Annotated in this window: 18 protein-coding genes; 9 read left to right on the top strand and 9 right to left on the bottom strand. The window is 42.5% G+C overall.

Annotated elements, in window-relative coordinates; all coding sequences use genetic code 11:
* Nucleotides 1-83: 83 nt before the first annotated feature.
* Together metK and panC are read right to left on the bottom strand one after the other, a co-directional pair.
* Nucleotides 84-1253 (bottom strand): methionine adenosyltransferase, encoded by a 1170-nt coding sequence (gene metK / locus B9N78_RS00105; protein WP_085096560.1) that lies wholly within the window; start codon nt 1251-1253, stop codon nt 84-86.
* 118 nt (nt 1254-1371) lie between these two features.
* Nucleotides 1372-2220 carry a pantoate--beta-alanine ligase gene (gene panC / locus B9N78_RS00110; protein WP_085099181.1) on the bottom strand — a complete coding sequence of 283 codons (849 nt, stop codon included), beginning with the start codon at nt 2218-2220 and terminating at the stop codon, nt 1372-1374.
* A 208-nt stretch (nt 2221-2428) separates the two neighbouring features.
* On the opposite strand from panC, the gene B9N78_RS00115 reads away from it, so the two are divergent.
* The 8 genes from B9N78_RS00115 to B9N78_RS00150 all read left to right on the top strand — a co-directional run bounded on the left by B9N78_RS00115 (nt 2429) and on the right by B9N78_RS00150 (nt 14222).
* Entirely contained in the window at nt 2429-4843 is a 2415-nt protein-coding gene (locus B9N78_RS00115; protein WP_245805426.1) for a GGDEF domain-containing protein, read from the top strand.
* A gap of 4 nt (nt 4844-4847) precedes the next feature.
* Nucleotides 4848-5450, top strand: coding sequence for a lytic transglycosylase domain-containing protein (locus B9N78_RS00120; RefSeq protein ID WP_085096566.1), 603 nt, complete (start codon nt 4848-4850; stop codon nt 5448-5450).
* Nucleotides 5451-5516: 66 nt separating this feature from the next.
* Nucleotides 5517-6002 carry a chemotaxis protein CheW gene (locus B9N78_RS00125; RefSeq protein ID WP_085096569.1) on the top strand — a complete coding sequence of 162 codons (486 nt, stop codon included), beginning with the start codon at nt 5517-5519 and terminating at the stop codon, nt 6000-6002.
* On the top strand, nt 5995-7566 hold the full coding sequence (locus B9N78_RS00130) for a CheR family methyltransferase (RefSeq protein ID WP_085096572.1): 1572 nt from the start codon (nt 5995-5997) through the stop codon (nt 7564-7566). The genes B9N78_RS00125 and B9N78_RS00130 overlap by 8 nt, the downstream gene beginning before the upstream one ends.
* Nucleotides 7567-7580: 14 nt before the next feature.
* On the top strand, nt 7581-8177 hold the full coding sequence (locus B9N78_RS00135) for a chemotaxis protein CheW (RefSeq protein ID WP_085096574.1): 597 nt from the start codon (nt 7581-7583) through the stop codon (nt 8175-8177).
* A gap of 57 nt (nt 8178-8234) precedes the next feature.
* Nucleotides 8235-10574, top strand: a complete 2340-nt coding sequence (locus tag B9N78_RS00140) for a hybrid sensor histidine kinase/response regulator (RefSeq protein ID WP_085096577.1) — start codon at nt 8235-8237, stop codon at nt 10572-10574.
* A gap of 115 nt (nt 10575-10689) precedes the next feature.
* Entirely contained in the window at nt 10690-11757 is a 1068-nt protein-coding gene (gene cheB, locus B9N78_RS00145) for a chemotaxis-specific protein-glutamate methyltransferase CheB (RefSeq protein ID WP_085096580.1), read from the top strand.
* Complete coding sequence (locus B9N78_RS00150) at nt 11754-14222, top strand: response regulator (RefSeq protein ID WP_085096583.1); 2469 nt, start codon at nt 11754-11756, stop codon at nt 14220-14222. Before cheB ends, B9N78_RS00150 begins: the two co-directional genes overlap by 4 nt.
* A gap of 112 nt (nt 14223-14334) precedes the next feature.
* Here the strand turns inward: B9N78_RS00150 and pgm are convergent, their stop codons facing one another.
* The 6 genes from pgm to B9N78_RS00180 form a co-directional block, all read right to left on the bottom strand.
* Nucleotides 14335-15984 (bottom strand): phosphoglucomutase (alpha-D-glucose-1,6-bisphosphate-dependent), encoded by a 1650-nt coding sequence (pgm, locus tag B9N78_RS00155; RefSeq protein WP_085096586.1) that lies wholly within the window; start codon nt 15982-15984, stop codon nt 14335-14337.
* 122 nt (nt 15985-16106) lie between these two features.
* Entirely contained in the window at nt 16107-16607 is a 501-nt protein-coding gene (locus B9N78_RS00160; RefSeq protein ID WP_085096589.1) for a DUF3795 domain-containing protein, read from the bottom strand.
* A gap of 184 nt (nt 16608-16791) precedes the next feature.
* Complete coding sequence (locus tag B9N78_RS00165) at nt 16792-17412, bottom strand: tetratricopeptide repeat protein (protein ID WP_085096592.1); 621 nt, start codon at nt 17410-17412, stop codon at nt 16792-16794.
* Nucleotides 17413-17456: 44 nt separating this feature from the next.
* Complete coding sequence (locus B9N78_RS00170) at nt 17457-17795, bottom strand: hypothetical protein (protein ID WP_085099184.1); 339 nt, start codon at nt 17793-17795, stop codon at nt 17457-17459.
* Between the two features lie 38 nt (nt 17796-17833).
* Entirely contained in the window at nt 17834-18610 is a 777-nt protein-coding gene (locus B9N78_RS00175; protein ID WP_085096595.1) for a YkgJ family cysteine cluster protein, read from the bottom strand.
* 280 nt (nt 18611-18890) lie between these two features.
* Nucleotides 18891-19079: a ferredoxin gene (locus B9N78_RS00180; RefSeq protein ID WP_085096597.1), complete on the bottom strand. Its 189-nt coding sequence runs from the start codon at nt 19077-19079 to the stop codon at nt 18891-18893.
* A 363-nt stretch (nt 19080-19442) separates the two neighbouring features.
* On the opposite strand from B9N78_RS00180, the gene B9N78_RS00185 reads away from it, so the two are divergent.
* Complete coding sequence (locus B9N78_RS00185) at nt 19443-20642, top strand: aminopeptidase (RefSeq protein ID WP_085096600.1); 1200 nt, start codon at nt 19443-19445, stop codon at nt 20640-20642.
* Nucleotides 20643-20759: 117 nt separating this feature from the next.
* Here the strand turns inward: B9N78_RS00185 and B9N78_RS00190 are convergent, their stop codons facing one another.
* Entirely contained in the window at nt 20760-21494 is a 735-nt protein-coding gene (locus B9N78_RS00190; RefSeq protein WP_170921337.1) for a hypothetical protein, read from the bottom strand.
* Nucleotides 21495-21551: the final 57 nt, after the last annotated feature.

Consider the following 21551-nt stretch of genomic DNA (forward strand, 5'->3'; position numbering starts at 1 on the left):
AGCCAGACCCTCAAGTGTAAAAAATCCCCGAAAACCAAAACGGTTTCCGGGGATCTTCAAAACAAAGTGAATTCAGATTGCTGCTAGATTTTGCAGGCGGTTCTGAGGTCAGCTATTGCATCGGTTTTTTCCCAGGTAAAGTTAGGGTTGTTGCGGCCGAAGTGACCGTAACAAGCGGTATCTTTATAAATAGGACGTCTGAGATCAAGTCTCTGTGAAATGTACCATGGGCGCAGGTCGAATACGTCTTTGACTGCTTTAGTCAAAACTTCATCGGAAACTTCGCCGGTTCCGTGAGATGTTGCAAGAACGGATACTGGTTCTGCTACACCGATAGCGTAAGCAACCTGAACTTCAGCACGTTCTGCAAGTCCTGCAGCTACGATGTTTTTGGCAATGTAGCGGGCCATGTATGCACCGGAGCGGTCAACTTTGGACGGGTCTTTTCCTGAGAAAGCACCACCGCCGTGGTTACCCATTCCGCCGTATGTGTCATTGATGATTTTACGACCGGTAAGGCCGCAGTCGCCCATAGGACCGCCGATTACGAAACGGCCTGTGGTGTTGATGTAAATGTGGGTTTTTTCATCAATCATTTCAGCAGGAAGAGTTGCGAGGACGACTTGTTTTTTGATGTCGTCGTAAATCTGCTGCTGCTCGATTCCGTCATCATGCTGTGCTGCGATAACAACGTCTGCAATGCGGACAGGTTTGCCGTTAAAGTATTCGAAGGATACTTCTGTTTTTCCGTCAGGACGAAGGTAGTCAAGAACCTTGGTTTTACGGACTTCAGCAAGTTTGCGGGAAAGTTGGTGAGACCAGTAAATAGGTGCAGGCATAAGAGTTTCGGTTTCTTTACATGCGAAACCGAACATCATGCCCTGATCGCCGGCACCCTGACTTTCAGGGGAATTGCGGTCAACGCCCTGAGCGATGTCTACAGACTGTTTATCGATAGAAGATATAACTGCGCAAGTGTCAGCGTCAAAACCCATGTTTGAATTTACGTATCCGATTTCGCGGATAGTATCGCGAACTATTGCCTGAAAGTCGGCATATCCGCTTGTAGTAATTTCACCGGCGATAAAAGCCATACCGGTGGTTACCAGAGTTTCACATGCTACTCGTGCATTTGGGTCCTGTGTTAACAGGGCGTCAAGGATTGAGTCTGAAATCTGGTCGGCCACTTTATCCGGGTGACCTTCTGTTACGGATTCAGAGGTAAAAAAGTACTTGCCTTTGCTGCTGATCATTAAAGTTCCTCCTGAGGTGAATAAAACGAGTTCAACGGAACCGTTTTCCGTTAACACTCTTCGTAATATAAGGCTTTAGGTTCATTTTTTATTAATATGAACAAATAGGCCTTCAATCTTACATTTTAATTAGCAAGTTGTCTATTAATCTTGCTTTTCCTAAGCGGACAGCCACAGCGCATAATGCCGGACCGTTAACTTTATCAATTATTGAGATATTTTCTGGGTGGACTATCTGTATATAGTCTATTTCGCTGCCGGGTATCATCTCATTATAGAACTTCGTAAGTTTACCTATGAGTACCTTGGCATCGTTTTCACCCTTATCGACTGATTCTTTGATTGTCCTTAGTCCTTTCTGGAGCATAGGGGCAAGTTTTTTTTCATCGTCAGTCAGGTATATGTTGCGGGAGCTTAAAGCCAGACCGTCTGCGTTGCGGACAATAGGATGTCCGACAATTTCGACCGGAATGTTTAAATCTCTTACCATTCGTTTAATTATAGCTAGCTGCTGCCAGTCTTTTTCTCCGAAAACAGCTATGTCAGGCAGTGCAGTCATAAGAAGTTTTGTTACAACTGTAGCCACTCCGCGAAAGTGTACCGGGCGTGATTTTGCACATAGATTTTCGGACAGTTCCGGCACTTCCACCCATGTGGAATGGTCAGGGTAGTACATTTGGCTCTTTTGAGGTGTAAAAAGGATATCAACACCTTTTTCGCGGGCAAGGTCTGCATCTCTTTTCAGGTCTTGCGGATAATTGTCTAAATCTTCACCAGGGCCGAACTGTGTGGGGTTTACGAAAAGCGAAACGATAACTTTGTCAGCTCGTTTTTTAGCCGCTTCCATCAAAGTCAGATGGCCTTCATGAAAATATCCCATTGAAGGGACCAATGCGATGGTCTTTCCCTGCCGGCGCAGGTCCATGCTCATTTTTTGCAGTTCTTTAGGGTCAGTAATAATTATCATCATATTCGGTTACCTTTTGCAGGTTGCTTAAACTAAAATTAATTTCTAAACACTAAAATGCGGAAAAATCGAGTTACTACCATCAGTTTAAGCTGTCCAGAGTTTGAGTACCATTTTATTTGACTAAAAATAACATTTTAAAAATATTTTGCCTTACTGTTTAAATAGCTGCTTGTATTGAAGCCCTTTGCGGGTTATTGCATTTCCCATGAACAAGGATAGCCTCTTTAAAGATGGAATATGTCTGACTCCGCAAGATCTGATCCGGTATGAGCATACGCTTAAGGATCTGATTAATGAGTTTCTGCCTTTTGACTCTTACAGTCTATACTTTCCTAAGCCTGCAGGTGGAGCCGCGCCGCAACCCCTTGTTACGCGCTATAATCAGGAAGAAAAGCATCTGATGCTGCCTTTGAAGCTCCAAGGTCGTGATCTCTGCTACTTCATCGCCAGAGGCATTAACCTGAAAGCTCCTAAGACTGTGCCTCAATATCTGGAAGCGTTGGCAACAAGCGCGCTTGAAAAAATATTACTCTATAAAACCTCCATTACAGACGGTCTTACCGGAATGGCTACCCGTGAACATTTCATGGTTAAGCTTGTTAAAGAGTTGGATCTTATTCAAAACTGCATGATGCCTGCCCCGAGGGGGTGCAAAGATCCTGGAATTCCTACTTTCAGCGGTTCTGTCGGAGTAGTTGTTCTTGATCTTGATAACTTCCAGCGAATCAATGATAGGTACGGTTATACTTTAGGTGATTCTATCGTAGCAGAAGTCGGCAGAGCTGTCAGCGAAGCTGCGTTCGAATCAGTTGTCTGTGCTCGTCTTTTTGAAGATAAATTCGCATTTCTCATTCCTGACGGCAGACCCAAAGTCTGTGCACAGCTTGCAGAAAAAATGCGGGTAATTGTCGAGCGGCTTCATGTCGAGGACCCTGTGACAGGTGATACCTTAAAAATAAGCACCAGCGCAGGATTTGCAAATTATCCTCAAAGTCTGTCCGGTCCCCATTTTAAGCGCAGCGCGGCAGAACAGGGTAGAATCCTAATGCGCAAGGCGGCTAAAGCCATTGCCACTGCGAAAGATTTCGGTCGAAATTGCGTTTTCGCGTATTCAGATATTTTACAAAAGGGCGGGAAGGTTCTTGAAGTTCTTCCGCTGCAGCGTATTGCGCTGAGCATCGGGCAGAGCGTTGATGCCAGAGAGGGCGGAAGATTTCTCGTATGGTCTCCGGATTATCAGTCCGGTACTCAGGCCAAACTTACTGAAGATGAAAGAATTTCCGGTTCTTATCCTACTATGTATAAGGCCGAAGTTGTAATCATTGAAGTTCAGGAAGAGATTGCGTTTGCTGAAATTCTTCATTTAAGTGATACGGCGTGGCCAGTAACGGCCGGTGACAGACTGACTCTGCTTGACGAGAAAGACAGCTTTTTTGATGCACAGGCAGGTCCTGAAACTTCGGCAACTCCTCAGCGTGATATGGTGACAGGTCTTTTCCGTTATAAGGAATTTATCGGACGATACAGCCGCCTGCGTCAAAACATGGATAAGTTTTCTGTTGCCGTGCTAAGGCTTGCAGCAGGTGTCACTGATCAGGGTGGAAATTTTCAAAAAATCACCGACGCGGAAGTTCAAAAAATAGCATCAAGAGCTGAGAATATTTTTGAAGTTGATCATACCGGCGGAAGGTACAGTCTGAACAGTCTGATTTATTTTTTCCCGAAGCAGGATTCTGATTCTGTCATGGAAATGATTTTGAAACTTGTCAGAGAGTGCGAAGCTGATTTTGACATTGCTCTGTCTGCTGGAGTCGCTTCTTTCCCGTTTCTGAATTACAGGCGCAGTGAAATACTTGATAACTGCCGTAAGGGGCTCGATCATGCTATGATGATGGAAAAACCTATGGTCGCGCAGTTTGACTCTGTTTCACTCAATATCGCCGCGGACAGGCTTTACGTCGATGGTGATATTTACGGAGCAGTCGAAGAATTCAGATTGGCTCTTCTGGCTGATTCCGATAATATTTTAGCGCGTAATTCTCTAGGGATCTGCTATGCACAGCTTGGCAAGCCGGAGCAGGCCCGTAAGCAGTTTGAACAGGTTCTGGAAATAACTCCCAGTAATATAATGGCACTTTATAATCTGGGGTGGGTCTGCCAGATGCTGGGGAATCGTGAAGAAGCAAGAAATGCTTATGAACGTTGTCTTAAGCTTGAACCGGACAATGTTTTCAGTCTTGTAAGGCTCGGAGTGCTTGCAGAGCATGACCTCGGACTTGATGAGGCGGAACAGTTTTATCTTAAGGCTTCTGAACTTAAGGGAGGTGACTCTCTTACCATGAGACATCTGGCGAGAATTTCTTACGCACGTCAGGATATGGAAAAAGCCCGCGAGTATTTGCATCTGGCTCTTAACGCCAATCATAATGATGCATATGCAATGAATCTGCTGGCCCGCCTTTATCTGGAAAGCGGTGAAGATCCGCAGATTGCCGAGGTTTTAGCCCGTCAGAGTGCAGCCCTTAAACCGGGTAAAGAGGAATTCTGGGAAACTCTTGCCACTGCTCTTGAAGTTCAAGGTAAAGATACAGAGGCTGAGCAGGTCCGCTCAAGAATTTAAGACCGTGTCAAGATTTTTAATCGCATTATATCTTATTGTATGCGGTACTATTACGTTCCTTTTGTTTATTCCTATTAATAAAGAAAGAGAATTTTCTCAGACTTTCAGGCATGATGTTCAGCAACGCGTGAAATTAGGAAGCAGCGAGCATGTCTCCGTGCCTCCTCTTTTTAATCAGGTAGCGCAGGAATTTGCCCTTCAACCCGAAATACTTCGCGCGATCGCTGATTATGAAAGCGGCTATAACCCGTGGGCTTTAAATATAGAAGGGCGTAGCATTTATCCTGAATCAAAAGAAGAAGCCCTTGATATTCTGGAAAAAAATAAGATTAAAAGTTTTGATATAGGTTTGATGCAGGTTAATTCTTTCTGGCTTAGAAAATTTGATCTGAATGTTTCTAAAGCTCTTGAGCCTGAAGAAAATGTCAGACTCGGCGCCTGGATTTTGCGGTATTGTCTGGATCGGTACGGGTATAACTGGCGCGCAATCGGTGCATATCATACAGGCTCTCCGGATAAGCTTCCTGATCGATCAAAAGAATATGCTGTCAGGGTTATGCAAAAGTATAAAAAATTACTTGATAAAACTCATTCAAAAGAAAAGTGAGTTTATATTAGCTTTTTTGACGACAACTATAAGTTGCTGCTTAGAATCGTTGTGGAGGTATAGGCTATGAACAAAAATGATTACGTTATATTTAAAGTTGACTCCTGCAAGTTCGCTGTTCCTTCTTTTCTTGTAGATAAAGTTGAGTTGGCTGTTTCACTCACGCCTGTACCTGATGCACCTTACCCTGTTTTAGGAGTTGTAAACGATGGTGGAACAATTGTTCCGGTTGTCGGAGTGCGCAGAAAGATAGGCAGTGATGAACGAGATGTTATTCTTTCTGACCGTTTAATTTTCAGCAGGCTCGGCCACAGGAAAATCGCCATTCTTGCAGACGAAGTAAATGATGTTATTGAGATTCCTCCTGCAATGTCGCAGGATTCAAATCAGATATGGCCCGGTGTTTTTTATTTGAAATCTTTTTCTGGGCTGGGGGATGATGTTGTCTTGATGCAGGATCTTAATTCCATTTTCAGCAACGAACAGGAAAAGACTTTATTTGAAGTTCTTGACGCACTGAACGAACAGGAAAAAATTGATTCGGATGAATGATTTTCTTGCTGATAATAAGATTGATCTTCTGTCCCAGCTTGTCAGAAGAATTTACGGTCTGAAATTTTCTCACGACAGGTGGGAGGATTTGAAATCCGCAATTGTAAAAGTAACAAATGCGACAGGTAAATTTAAATCAGCCGAAGAGTGCCTCGATCATCTTCTGTCGCCTCATGTTGATGAAAAAGATTTTGAGCTTTTTGTCAATCAACTGACCATCGGCGAAACATATTTTTTTCGTGATCCCGGAACTCTTAATGCCTTAGAACAGGATGTTCTACCTAAAAAAAACGGTAAGGGCAGCGGAAGATTTGGCGCCGTCCGCGTCTGGTCTGTGGCCTGTGCTACAGGGGAGGAACCCTATTCTATTGCAATAATGTGCCACCGGTCTAATGTGCGCTCCGAAATATTCGGAACCGATGTTGACAGTGAAGCTTTATATAAAGCGGCTGAAGGAAATTATCGCAAATGGTCTTTCCGGATAGAATCCAATAATTTTAAAGAAACTTATTTCAAATCTTACAATCCCAATTTTTTCCAGTTAGATAAAACAATTAAAGACATGGTCAGTTTTTCCAGATTGAACCTTATCGGCGAAAATCTACCTTCTTATTTGTGGGGCATGGATGTAGTTCTGTGCCGGAATGTCTTAATCTATTTTTCAGAAGAGGGTGTCCGGCTTGTTCTGGATAAAATTTGGGGAAGTCTTAATTGGGATGGCTGGTTAGTTGTCACTCCCAGTGAATCAGCGTTAATTACGGCCTATGGTAAATTTGAACCTGTAAATATAGGGTCGACCCTGATTTTCAGGAAGAATGAAAAATACAGTCCCAAAAAGTACAATGAAACTCTGAATAATTTTTACAATAACAAATTAAATCAATTTCCAGACAGTGATATCGAAGAAGAGATTGAATTTGAAGATGATTTGAGTATTGAAAGTGATGACTTTACCTTTTGCCACCCTGATCCTGATTTATCTTATCCTAATTTCGCGGAGCCTTTTGTTTCATCTGATTCTGTAGAGATTCCATTTGAGAATTCTTCACATTCAAAGATTTTTAATCCTGTTGACGAGGCTCAAGCTCTTAGAAAACGCGGTAATTCCGCCGCGGCTTTGTCTTGCCTGCAAAAAGCTCTTGATAGTAATTTGCCGCGCAGTGTTGCCGCGGAGGTCCTTCTTGCCGTTGCGGAAATAAAGGCAGATTCCGGTTTGCTGGATGAGGCTGTGAACTGGTGCAAAAAAGCTATTGAAGCTGACCGTGTTGCTCCTTCACCTCATTTTCTTTTGGGGCAAATCAAAATGTCTGACGGCGATTTAGATGGAGCTCAAGCTGAGATGCGTAAAGCAATTTTTTTGGACAGTAGGTTTGTTATGGCACATTTTGTTCTGGGTAATATTTATTTGTCTCAAAAGAATAATTCTGCTGCTGCGCGTCATTTCAGCATTTCCTTGCAAGAAATCGGGAAAATTGACAAGGATATTACTGTTCCGCATTCTGATGGAACCACCGCCGGAAGACTTGCTGAAATGATAAAGCTCGTAAAAAATAATATGATTTGAACAATGGCAAAATTATGAAAAAGAATGATACTGCGCAATATATCCGGCAAGAAAATGACAAAGAACTGCTTAAAGAAAGAGCTGTAAAACTTGCCCGTAAGATAACTTCGGATGAAGCTGGGGCTGAAGCTGCCAGGATAGGGCGTTCCAAAGACTATGTTCAGTTCAGTCTGGGGCTGGATGCTTATGCTTTTGATACATCCGTAGTGAAGGAAGTATTGGAGACAGAAGATATTGTATCTGTTCCGTGTACTCCAGATTTTATTACCGGAGTGATAAGCGTTCGCGGTCATATCTGTCCGGTTATTGATCTACGGGCTTTTCTTGGATTATCCGGCGGGCCTGAGCGACCTTTTTTAGCCGCCGTAAAAAAGGTACTTGTTTTATCTTCTTCTGAAATGAAATTAGCTGTTTTGATTGATGAAGTTACGGATGTTTTTTCTGTTCAAAATGATGATATCAAGCCGCGCGCAGCAGGAAATTCCGGTTCTGACAGGTTTTCTGTAGGAACAATCAATGCGAAAGTTGTTGTGCTTGACGGTGTAAAGCTTTTGGACGCCTCTGAACTCATCGTAAACGAGGTTGTCAACGGATCCATGAGCCTCAGATGATTTTTTGCATTTTTTAATCAGATCTATAGTAAGATCTACAAATTATTCGGATAATAGATGCCCCAGATAAACGGAGATTTACGCGAAAGACTTCTTGGTGCGTTCAGAGGTGAGTGTAGAGAACGGCTTCAGGTTCTTTCTTCAGATTTTATGGCATTGGAAAAAGGAGCAGAATCAAATGATTTGGCTCTCTTGGTCGAGTCGTCATATCGTGAAGTCCATAGTTTAAAAGGGGCGGCAAGAGCTGTCGGACTTGGAGCGGTTGAGATTTTCTGTCAGACTTTAGAATCGTTTTTTTCAGTTCTCAAAAAGAACAGTCTTGTCCCGTCAAAGGATGTGGTCGGACAGATGATAGGCTGGCTTGATATCCTTGAAAATCTTATTCACAAGGAAGACTCTTCAGAAGCTTCTCTTTCCTCCGCTCCTGTGGTTGTAGCCATTGCAAAGATGAAGGAATTTACTGTATCTCCTGATCTTATTTCCATTTCTGTTGATTCTCAAATTTCAGATTTTGCAACTGATGCACCCGCATCTGAAGATGGTACGGATGAGACGAAAGTAAAATCCGGCAGTTGTGTAAGTGATAGTTCCGATCCAAATCATAGCGTAAAGGACGAGGGGAGGTTTGCTGAAGGATCAACTGAATCTCATGCCGCGACGGCTAGAATGTCCATGTCTGAAACTGTCAGGATAAGTTCTTCGTTTCTTACAGGGCTGCTATTGCAGACTGAGGAGCTTCTTTTTTCGCGGAATTCTCAAAAAATGCGTTCGCAGGAAGCTGCCTTTTTAAACAGTGAATTTTTAGATTTTTCAAAAAATATTAATGTGATTATTGCCGAAGCTAAAAGCTGCGCTGATGAAAGCAAAGCTGATTTTTATGTAAAGATGGAACAGAAACTTGAATCTTTTTCAAAGCGATTAAGCCTGCTGGTCTCCGCAACTCATAAAGCCCAGTGGGAACTGGCATCAAAAGTAGACACTCTTTTAAGTGAATTCAAAAATTCAATGCTGCTTCCATTTTCATCTTTACTGGAAGACTACCCTCGAATTGTCAGAAATCTCAGCGCGGAAACAGGTAGACAATGTGAATTTTGTGTCAGCGGTGAAAATGTTAGAATTGACCGCAGAATTCTTGATATGCTTCATGACCCTCTTATGCATATGGTTCGAAATTCGCTTGCTCACGGCATTGAATCTCCTAGGGATAGATTGGCGATAGGAAAAACAGCTGTCGGTAAAATTTCGTTTGATATTACGCAAAGTGACCGCGATATTGTTAAAGTCGTAATCGGTGATGACGGGCAGGGGATCAATTCAGAAAAAATAATAGAATTTGCATTAAAACAGAGCATTATCAGTAAAGAAGAGGCTTCTGAGCTGGATCCTCAATCTGTTTCAGAGTTGATTTTTCTTTCCGGAATGTCTACCAGTGCGATAATTACCGACCTTTCAGGAAGAGGTCTTGGTATGGCAATAGTTCGTGACACGGTTGAATCTTTAGGCGGAAGCATCACCATTTCAAGTGTTTGTGGGCAGGGTACAACCTTTGTTCTGAATATCCCCGTTGCCTTAACGTCTTTTAGGGGGATTGTTGTTGAATCATGCGGGCAAAAGTTTGTTGTTCCCAAATCGGGGGTGAAAAAGGTTTTACTGGTCAGGCAGGAAGATATTCAATCTGTTAACAGCAGAGAGACTATTTTTTATTTAGACAGGCCGATTCCCATCATTAATCTTTCTGATGTTCTGGAACTCGATTCTGGAAAATCTGAGAAAAAAACCTTTCCGGTTTTTATAATGGGAGAGGGATCAAATACAGTAGCAGTCAGTATGGATGAACTGCATGGCGAACATGATGTCATGGCCAAAGCTATGGGCCCTCTTTTAAAAAGAGTTCGCAATGTTTCCGGATTCAGTATGCTGGATTCAGGGAAATTAGTGCCTATTTTGCATGCTCCTGATATGATTCGCACTGCTTTCGGTGTAAGTTCCGGCGTAAAGGCTCAATCCTTTTCACATCAGAAAGGAGAAAAGGAAGTCAAAACAGTTCTTGTTGCTGAAGATTCTATTACTTCGCGGACTCTTCTTAAAAATGTTTTAGAGGCTGCCGGGTATAGAGTTGTTACTGCCGTAAACGGTATTGATGCACTTAATAAAATTAAAGCTGATCTGCCGGATATTCTTGTCTCGGATGTTGAAATGCCGCATATGGATGGTTTTATTCTTACTGCTGAGGTTAGAAAAATGCCCGGCAGTGTGAATTTGCCCATAGTTTTGGTAACGTCGTTAGGTTCAGCCGAGCATCGCGAAAAAGGTGTTGAAGCTGGCGCGGACGCTTATATAGTTAAGTCCAGTTTTGACCAAGGTAATCTGCTTGAGGTTATTCAACGTTTAGCTTAGTTTGCTTTTAGTTTTTTGGACAAGTGTTTACTTTTTATTGTGACTTCAAAGCATTTATTAAAATGCAATATATTATCCAGTACGTTGATTTGTTTAATTTTAAGGTGGAGTTGCAGTGATTAAAATTTTAATTGTTGACGATTCAGCTTCTGTCCGGAATTTTTTTTCGGAATTTTTTTCTAATGAGCCGGATTTAGAAGTTGTCGGGTGTGCTGAAGACGGAGAAGCCGCTTTTAGGATGGTTAAAGAATTAAACCCTGATGTTGTGACAATGGATGTGAATCTTCCTGATCATGACGGGTTTGCGGTAACCAGACGCATTATGGAAGAGAATCCTGTTCCCATAGTAATTATCAGTGCTGTGTACAGTGCTTCCGATGCGGAAATAGGTTTCAGAATGCTTGATACCGGCGCACTTGCTTTTCATAACAAGCCGTCTATAAATGATAAATTCTTTCGTGAGCGGATGAATGAAATTATTATGTCAGTGCGTTTGATGTCCGAAGTAAGGGTTGTCCGTCGCCGGAATAGAGTGCAGAAAAATGTTGAACACCTAGATACTGAAACTATGAAAAATTTTCGGCAGAATATGAAAAATGCAAAGGCGAAAATTGTCTGTATAGGTGCTTCGACCGGAGGGCCGCAGGCTCTCAAGCAGGTTCTGATTGATTTGCCAAAGAGCTTGCCTGTGCCTGTTCTGATTGTGCAGCACATTTCCAGTGGTTTTTTGGAAGGTCTTGTTAATTGGCTGCACGAGAAGACCGGGCATAATATAAAAATTGCTGCCCAAAATGAAATTTTAGAAGCAGGGGTAATTTATTTCGCACCCGAAGATAGTCATATACAGGTGTCATCTAAGAGACGGGTTATTCTTTTACAAAACCCTGCTGTAAATGGTATCCGTCCTACAATTGCTAAATTGTTCAGTTCCATTGCCGCAAATTTCGGAGAAGGTGGTGTCGGAGTTCTGCTTACCGGTATGGGGCGTGACGGTGCGGACGGGTTGCTGGAAATCAGACGCAATGGCGGGTATACGATTGCGCAGGATAAAGAAACTTCAATCATTTTCGGAATGCCTGGTGAAGCTGTAAAGTTAGGTGCAGCCGTGTCTGTACTTCCTCTTGAAAAAATAGGACAGGATATCAACCGTTACATTCTCGACAGTTATGGAGAAAATCTTTGAGTAATTATCATATTCTAGTGGTTGAAGACAGCCTTACTCAGGCCGTAAAACTTGAATATTTCCTTTTTGGAAAAGGTTTTCGTGTATCTCTTGCTTCTGACGGGGAGAAGGCTCTCCGTATTCTTGGTGATAAAAAAATAGATTTGGTTATAAGTGACGTTGTTATGCCCGGTATGGACGGATATGAGCTGTGTGAAAAAATCCGCAGTAACAGGGAGCATAAAACGGTTCCGGTTATATTGCTGACAAGTCTTTCCGACCCTGGTGACATTGTCAGGGGGCTTAAAAGCGGCGCAACAAATTTTGTAACAAAACCGTATGACGAAGCTTTTCTGTTTTCTCGAATAGAATCTGTTATCAAGCAGAGTTCGTTTGATTCTGATAGTGGAATAATGCAGGAAGTTGATTTTGAATTTCACGGTGAAAAACATTCGCTTAAGGCCGATTTCGGGCAGGTTTTTCACCTACTTCTTGCTACTTATGAAAATACACTGCTCCAATCCCGTCAACTTGATGTTGCTAATCAAAAATTAATTGCCAGAGAAGAACAGCTCAGTTCCGTCTTGGCATCCATGTCAGCTAAAATAGCGGTTCTTGATACGGATGAAAAGTTGATTGTCGCTAATGATTCGTGGCGCGATTTGTTTGCGCCGGGACGCTCGGAAGCGGAGATTGAGGGACTTGATTTTCGTGAAGCCGTAACTTCATCAGGGTGTCTTGTTAACGAACTCGATATATTATTTGAAGGTGTAGGTGCGGTTGTAAGCGGCAATACCGAGCGTTTTTCACTTGAGTTTGCAATTGAGGGTAAAGGAAATGGAGAAAGTTTCTGGCATATGCTGGAAGTGACCCCCATGCGTGGCAGATCCGGTGGAGCTGTGGCCTCTTTTATTGATATTACCGCACGCAAGGAAATGGAACGTGAACTCATTAAAACCCGCGATGCGGCTGAAGAAGCAAGCCGTTTTAAATCACGTTTTCTTGCCTCGATGAGTCATGAAATCAGAACTCCGTTAAACGGCATAGTCGGAATGACTGATTTGACTTTGTGGTCCGACTTGACAGAGCTACAGGCTGAAAATTTAGAAATTGTACGGCTTTCTGCTAATCAGTTACTGACATTGATAAACGATATTCTGGATCTTTCAAAGGTTGAGGCCCGTATGCTTACTCTTGAAATGAAAGAATTTCGTCTTCATGATTCGTTGCGCGGAATTGTCAAAAGTATGGAACCTCAGGCCTTCGGTCGCGGTTTGATCCTTAATATTGATATTGACGAAGAAGTTCCTGAGATTGTGTGCGGGGATGAAGCCAGACTTAAGCAGATTCTCTATAACCTTGTTGGTAATTCTGTAAAGTTTACTGAACAGGGCGGAGTTTTTGTTCAAGTTTCAGCCCTTGACGGCACTGCTGATAAAGAAAACGTTACTCTGCAGATTTCTGTACGGGATACTGGAATAGGTATCCCTGACGATAAGCAGGCTCTCATCTTTGAAAGTTTCAGGCAGGCGGATGATTCCACTACAAGAAAGTTCGGTGGATCAGGTTTGGGACTGGCTATATCGCGCGAGCTTGTGGAAATGATGGGTGGTTTCATCACTGTCAGAAGTTCTGAAGGATACGGTAGCGTATTTACTTTTGATGTAGTTTTAAAACGTGGTGACCCTGCGAATATTACTTTGGATAATTCAGACGAAGGTGGAAAGACTTCAGATAATTTAAGAAAATCGTATAGGATTTTAGTTGTTGAGGATAATCCGATCAACGTAAGGGTTGCTTCAAGCCTTCTGAAAAAAATGGGGCATAGTGTGTATGTCGCTTCTAACGGATTAGACGCTGTCAGACGACTTTCTGTAATGAATGTTGATCTTGTTTTGATGGATCTTGAGATGCCCGAAATGGACGGTTTTGAAGCTGCAAAACACATTCGCAGCGGTGAATCCGGTGAATTAAAGAAAAATATTCCAATTATTGCAATGTCCGCGCATGCTATGGCCGGTGTGAGAGAACGGTGTGAGCAGGTAGGAATGGATAACTATATTGCCAAGCCTGTTCAGTTTTCAGATTTAAAAGAAGTTATTTTTCAAACTGTTAATGTAAATAGTTTCCCCGCCCAAGCACAGTCGGACGACCATGTCAGTTCCGTTCTTGACAGTGATAAGGCTGTTAAAATGTATCATGGTGATGAAGATCTCTATCATGAGCTTTGTGATATGTTTATAATTGAAGCACCGCAGGATATTAAGAAAATTTCAGAAGCTTTTACCCAAAATGATTTTGAAATAGTTAAAAGAATTGCTCACACTCTTAAAAGCAGTTGCGCCGCTATCTGTGCAACGCGCGCATATGAAGTTGCTGTACAATTGGAAAAAGCTGTGCTTGGTAAAGATTCCGAGGCTGTCTACAATCTCATGGAACAAATTTCAGCTGAGATTGAAAAAGTAAGGGCAGAGCTAAGGGATTAGCAATTACGAGCAATGAAACTGCTGTGTAAATTTTAAAAAAAATAAATGAAAAAGGAGCATCCTTATTAATAAGGATGCTCCTTTTTTTATGAACTGTATTTTAAGTTTATTTTTATTTAAGAGCCTGTTCAAAAGCTTCATTAACAATTCTTCCGGCCTCTTCCTGAATAGCTACGAGATGAGCCAATCCTTTAAATGATTCCGCGTAGATTTTGTATATTGATTCTGTTCCGGAAGGGCGAGCAGCAAACCAGCCGTTTTTTGTAACAATTTTGAGACCGCCGATAGATTCGCCGTTGCCGGGGGCAGTGGTGAGTCTGGCTTCAATGGGTTCTCCTGCGAGAGTTTTTGCCTTAACCATTTCCGGAGTCAGTATGCTGAAAGCTTTTTTCTGTTCCAAGGTTGCCGGCGCATCAACCCTTTTATAAACAGGATGTCCGAATTGACTTTCAAGATCTGTATAGTGTTCGCCTGGATCTTTATTAGTCTTGGCAGTAATTTCCGCTGCGAGAAGATTCATGATGATACCATCTTTATCTGTAGTCCAGACAGTTCCGTCTTTTCTGAGGAAAGAGGCTCCTGCACTTTCTTCGCCGCCAAATCCGCATGCTCCTGAAAGAAGAGGTTCAACAAACCATTTAAACCCGACTGGAACTTCCATCAGCTTGCGGTCTATTGATTTTGCAATCCGGTCGATCATGGAGCTTGAAACAAGAGTTTTCCCGACAAGCAGGTCTTTTTTCCATAACGGTCTGTTGGTGTAGAGGTACTCAATTGCCACGGCCAGATAATGATTCGGATTCATAAGACCGCGGCTTTTGGTTACAATGCCGTGTCTGTCTGTATCAGGATCGTTGGCGAAGGAAATATCGTATTTATCTTTAAGTTCGATCAGCCCTGCCATTGCGTAGGGTGAAGAGCAGTCCATACGGATCTTTCCATCTTTATCCACATGCATAAATGCGAAGGCCGGATCAATTTTTTTATTAACTACGCTGAGGTTCAGTCCGTATCTTTCTGCGATAGGTTCCCAGAATTCCACAGCAGCTCCGCCAAGCGGGTCAACACCGATGCTCAGTCCTGCCGCTGCGATAGCTTCCATGTCCACGATATTACCGAGATCGTTAATATATGGAGTTGCGAAATCATATTCATGGGTTGTATCTGCTGCAAATGCACGGTTCAGAGGGATACGTTTAATATCCTTAAGGCCGTTTTTCAGAATTTCATTAGCTCTGTTCTGAATAGTGCTGGTAGATGTTGTACCGGCAGGGCCGCCGTTCGGTGGATTATATTTGAATCCGCCATCACGTGGAGGATTATGAGACGGTGTGATTACAACTCCGTCTGCCCAGCCGTCTTTTCTGCCTTTGTTATAAGCAAGAATAGCGTGAGAAATTGCAGGAGTCGGCGTGTACCCTTTGTCGTTTACAAAGACGGTGACGCCGTTGGCGGCAAATACTTCAAGAGCGGAGCTCTGTGCAGGCTCAGAGAGTGCGTGCGGGTCTTTTCCTATGAAAAGGGGGCCCGTGTATCCCATTGACGCTCTGTACTCGCATATAGCTTGCGCAATGGCCCAAATGTGTTCCTGATTAAAAGAACCGTCAAGTGAAGAACCGCGATGGCCGGATGTACCGAAAGCTACCAGCTGTGAATGGACGGACGTGTCCGGTCTGATAGTATAGTAAGCTGATACAAGTTTAGGTATATTTTCAAGTATTTCAGGTGGAGCTAGTTGTCCGGCAAGATTACTGAGTGACATTTCGTCCTCCAAGTTTTTATATGTAGCTGAAGAATATCAAAGAAATATAAAAAAACAACCGTTAAGAATTATTTTTAAATATCTTTACTAGATTGTAATGGTAAAAAAAATGTAATCAGCATTTAAGGATACCTTGGTTTTTCTGCTGACATTGTAATATATTTATCGATGCCGATACTTTTCATGAGTTTATTATTTTTCTCCCATCGTTCCAATAGAGCACCTGTCAGTCCTGTTTTTTCGCAGTCAGGAAATTTATCGCATTCAAAACAGAATTCAATGTGTTGTTTCTGTACGCACTCGGCAACTTTGCATGACGGTAGGCATGTTCTATTATCGGAACGGCAGCCATCACATTTCGGGCTTGCAAGAGAATCCAGTAAAGAACGGAATGCCGGATACTCATTCATGGCAGGATTAAAATCTTTCAAACGGTCGGCATAAGTTTGAAAATTATCACCCATTGTTTTTGCAATAGCGCGGGCATGTATTGCCACGCTTCCTCCTGTGCAATTCAGGCATCGTGAGCAATCAAGACCGCATGGAGCCATAAGATTTTTTTGTATAGTCTGATTACTAACGTTATCTTGTGTTTTAAAATCCAGTGATTTTTTTGATTGCATTTGATGTATTTTCTAGCGGTTACAGTCAAAATATGATTGGTACCAATCTCTTCATAAATTCTATAGCACAGATTGTTCTGATTTTCGAGTTTGACTCTACTTCTAAAAAAAAAGTTCTGCAAATAAAAAACCTTCCGCCCAATTAAGGGCAGAAGGCATTTTATGAATATTTTATAAGCCGTAATTAACGGTGCGAATTCACTTCAGCCAGAAAATCGGCAGGGACCTCGAATCCGGTTGCGATAGCTTTATCAGTGTATTCAATCGCTTTAGCGTAATCGCCTTTATCTGCGGCGCAAAGAGCAAGATTGTTCCATGCTGGTCCGAAAGTGTCGGCAAGCTTTACTGCTTTTTCGCAAACTTCGATGCAATCTTCAATTTCACCCTGATGGTAGTATGCACTTCCGAGTGTCGCAAGAGCCTGTACAAAATTGTGATCGTATTTGATAGCGCGTTTCAGAGCAGAAATAGCTTTTTCAACATCACCCTGCTGCATGTATACGAATCCGATGTTACCCCAAGGAACTGCAAAGAAAGGACGCTGCTGTGTTGCTGCGATGTTATAGCTCAGGCAGCCTTTAAGGTCATCACGTTGAAGAGCAATTCCGCCGAGCTGGACATATGCTTCAGCCATTTTGGGGGATTCATCAATTGCGGCTAAAAATTCACGCTCAGCTTCCATGAAGTCTCTTTTGGAAAGGTAAGCAACTCCGAGGTTGTAGCGTGTGTTACTGCAATTGGGGCTTTTGGCCTTTTGAGATTCAAGGTCGGCAATATAGTCATCAAGATTATCAAATTTCTGCACAGGAGTATCCTCTTAGTTGAGAAAAAGGTTTGAAATTGGGGAAATCAGGCCTTTTTTCCTTCTTTTTCAAGAAGTTCGTTGTACCAAACACAAAAGTCAAAAATAGGTCTGACTCGTTCGAAGTTCATAACCAGAGTTACGCCGAATTCAGAAGCCGCCTGCGCGTATTCGGAGTTTCTGCTGGCCATAACATTCTGCAGGAACTCTTCGCAAAGTTGCTGAGAAGTTCTGCCGGTGATGTCTTTGCGTAAGTCTATCGGGTCAAGCGGGAGTTGAAAAGGGTCCCATTCATTATATCCGATCTTGTCGACAAATCTGCGTCTGCGCGGCGAAAGTTTGTCGTACATCATTTTTTTTTGTACTTCTACTTCTTCAAGCGTCATGTTGCTCACTGTCTAGCCTCCTCGTAATCGTAAATGAATTATTCAGAGTCTGGTGTGCCGCCCAGCGAAACTGTATAATTACAGTTGGCACAGGCACTTTTATCTTCAGAACATGTGGAACATGCTTCGGATGGGGCTGCAACAGGGACTTCAATTTCTTCTTTGGCTTTGCCTGTATTTTCTCCCAAATATTCAGGAGTATAGTCGGTGATAAGAGCCGTCGATACAGGTATTATCATTTCCGGAAGTTCTATGAGCTTGGAATTGATACTTTCTGTCAGTTCATTACTCAATTTAATGAGTTTAGTCTGAAGAGTATCCATATTGATTGTAGGGTAGGACTTGCCGGATGAGAACCCGGATTTTGTACATGAATGTGCTTCACCGCCGATATTCATCGGTACTCCGTAAATGCGGCAGGTGAGAGGTCTGAATTCATAAAGTCCGCAGAGATTGTCATCGCCGAGAAGAGGGCACCTGACGCGGGCAAGTGAAATTTCTCTAATAATTTCCTGAGCAGATGTTCCTGCCTGACTGGCTTTGAAAGCTCTTCTTTTTATTTTATTGATCTCTCTGTCAGAAACATCTGCGCGCTGCATAATTATTGAGCGCGGCATTCCACGGAAGGTTTCATTAAATTTGCGGTTCAGGTAAATAGCTTCTACCAGAGTAAGATCAAAAAGAGCATGGCAGCAGTCACTGCAGCCTTTTCCACATTTGATGCCGTCATCTGTCTGTTCGGATACTGTTTTAAAAGCCTTGTCCACTTCTGCAACAAGAGCTTCATATTTTTCGAAAATATTGGTGAAGTCCAAAGCTAAACCTCCGTAGAATATATTAATCAAAGAGTTACGAAGTTAATTTCGTGTAAACTCGTATTAACTAAGTCTTTAATTCATGCAGTCAATCTTTTGGCTGAAAAAATGTATCGATAATCCGTGTGCGGTGAAATTAGAAGGAGCAAAAAAGAAATTTAAGCCCCGTCGAGAGGATATAAACTGGGCGCGCCGTAAATGCAGGACTATCTAAAAAGCAGGCGGGAATCTGGGTAAACCTAGACTCCCGCCTTAAAGACTTCTCTAAACAGATAAATGTCTACTGTTCTTCAACAGTGAGAGCGCCCTGTTCGCAAACTTCGATGCAGGATTCGCAACCGAGACATTCTTCTTCGTTTACTGCTACAGCTTTGCCGTCCTGAAGTTCGTAAACTTCGGTAGGACATACATCAACGCATTCGCCGTCGCCATTACATTTGTCTGTATCAACAGTGATAGTATAACCCATGGTGTTACCCTCCAAAAGATTGATTTTTAGCCACTGATAGCCTGCACAAAAAAGCCTGAAAGGCTGTGCATGCTTTTACATTATGGTCGAGCTGAATGTAAACATTCAACTTACACCCCGAGACAGGGCTTGTGAAATTTGGATATCCACAAGCAACTCCTGTGTCAAGGAGCCAGTGAGGAAAAACGGAAGAAACATTGTTATTGATTCAATTTAATTCTGTTTCGCTTGATAAAAATTTAAATGTTATTGCTTTTTTATTTAATGTAATTACCATTGAAGAAGTGCCCTTAAGTGTGATTAAACACAGGGATTTGATTTGCTGCCGACATAAAATATTTAGTAAAATAATCAGGAGATATTATGCTGACTGAAAAGCAACTTGAAAAATATGTGGAAGCTTTGTGGTGGGGGCTAACTACCGCCAGAACCAAACCCTATGAAAAGGGTGACGTTATTATGATCCGCTATGAGGCTGAGGCTCTGCCTTTAGCTGAACTTGTTTTTAAAAAGCTTATAGACGAAGGGATGAATCCTGTTCCCCGGCTGAGTCTTACTCCTTCCATGGAGAAAAGTTTTTACGGGTCCGGAAATGATGACCAGATTACTTTCATCACTCCGGGTGATGAAGAATTAAATAAAAAACTTAACGGGCTTATTGCGCTTCTCGCTCCTTCTTCGCTTACTCACCTTGCGGACGTAGACCCTTCGCGCATCGGTAAGTCTGCCGTGGCAAGAAAGTTTATTCGCGATATTATGGAAGTGCGTGAGCAGGAAGGCGAGCTTGGCTGGACGCTTTGTTCTTATCCTACTAAAGCAATGGCCGAATCTGCCGGGCTTTCGATCGAAGAATTTTCAGCGCAGATAGTGAAGGCTTGCTATCTTGATGATGAAGATCCTGCGGCCCGTTGGAATGATGTTTTTAATAAGGCTACTGAAGTTAAAGATTGGCTTAACGGCCTTGATATTGAATCCTATCACATTGTTTCCGATGGAATGGATCTGACAGTTCTGCATGGTGAAATGAGACAGTGGATAGGTGTTTCCGGGCATAATATCCCGAGCTTTGAACTGTTTATTTCTCCGGACTGGCGCGGAACAACCGGAGTTTTTTACGCCGATCAGCCATCATTTAGATCAGGTAATTATGTTGAAGGGGTTAAGCTTACTTTTGAAAATGGTATTGTAACCGATATTTCAGCCAAACAGGGTGAAGAGTTCGTTAAAAAACAGCTTGCAATGGACCCCGGCGCATCACGCCTTGGAGAATTTTCACTGACTGATCGTCGCTTCTCCAGAATTGACAAGTTTATGGCTAACACTCTTTATGACGAAAACTATGGCGGAGAGTTCGGGAACAGCCATGTTGCCGTCGGCGCGTCATATGCGGACACTTATGCAGGTGATCAGACTAAGCTTAACGCCGAGCTTAAAGAAAAACTGGGTTACAATACATCTGCGTTGCATTGGGATTTAGTAAATACTCTTGATAAAACAGTATACGCCAAGCTTAAAGACGGACGCGAAGTAATTATCTATGCTAAAGGTGAATTTCAGCTTTAGAGATAACTTATAGTTTTTGTATGCAGAAAGTCCCTTGCAAAGTTTTTATTTGCAAGGGACTTTTGAGTTTATGAGTATGTTTTAAACAGTGATTGAAGTAAATATTTCGAAGTCTGCTTAAAATTTTAAGTAAACTCTCAGGCCTGACATATAAAATTTATTTTTAGGTTCAACCACGTTTCGCATTGATCCGCCGTAAAGAACATTGTCGCTTTCTGATTTAGCGAACTGCCAATAGCGTAAATACGGTTCAATACCGACGGAGTAAGAATTGAAATCATACTCCATGAACATGGAAACTCTTCCACCTCCGCCATTCATGAACTCTTGAGTGTTCTTGGCGTCTGAGTATCCTGAACCGGCTTGAGAAAGTTTGCTTTTAACTTCTCCGCCTAGGAATAAATCGCCTTCTAAAGTTCCTCCGACAGACCAATTGTCATCCATTTTTGCTACAACATTCAGTCCAAGAGGCATATAGAGCTGTTTAATTTCTCTTTCGTAACCGCCGCTGGTTTTAATTTTGTCGTACCAGTATCTGCCGCCGATTCCTGTATATGGTGTCAGGCCGATATTTCCGAAATCGAATCCTTTCCCTATAGTTGCTCTGGCGCTGATGAAGTAATCGTCGTTATCACATTTTACTTTGGTTCCGTCACTGTACTGCCCGTCATAGCGTAGTGAGCCGATAACTCCTTCAGCTTCGACATTGGTCATAATGTTGTACTGAGTAAAATACCCGGTCCATGAACCGAATCCCCCGTTCATAATGCCTTTTTCATGCATTAAATCAGGTTCATCGTAGTACATGTACATTCCCTGATAGCCTAGTTTGAATTCGCTTGCAGGGAACAACTGTTTATCTTCGCAACTTGCGGAAGTTGCGATTAACAGGATGAAAAGAGAAAAAAA

Source organism: Desulfovibrio gilichinskyi (assembly GCF_900177375.1).
Classification (GTDB): domain Bacteria; phylum Desulfobacterota; class Desulfovibrionia; order Desulfovibrionales; family Desulfovibrionaceae; genus Maridesulfovibrio; species Maridesulfovibrio gilichinskyi.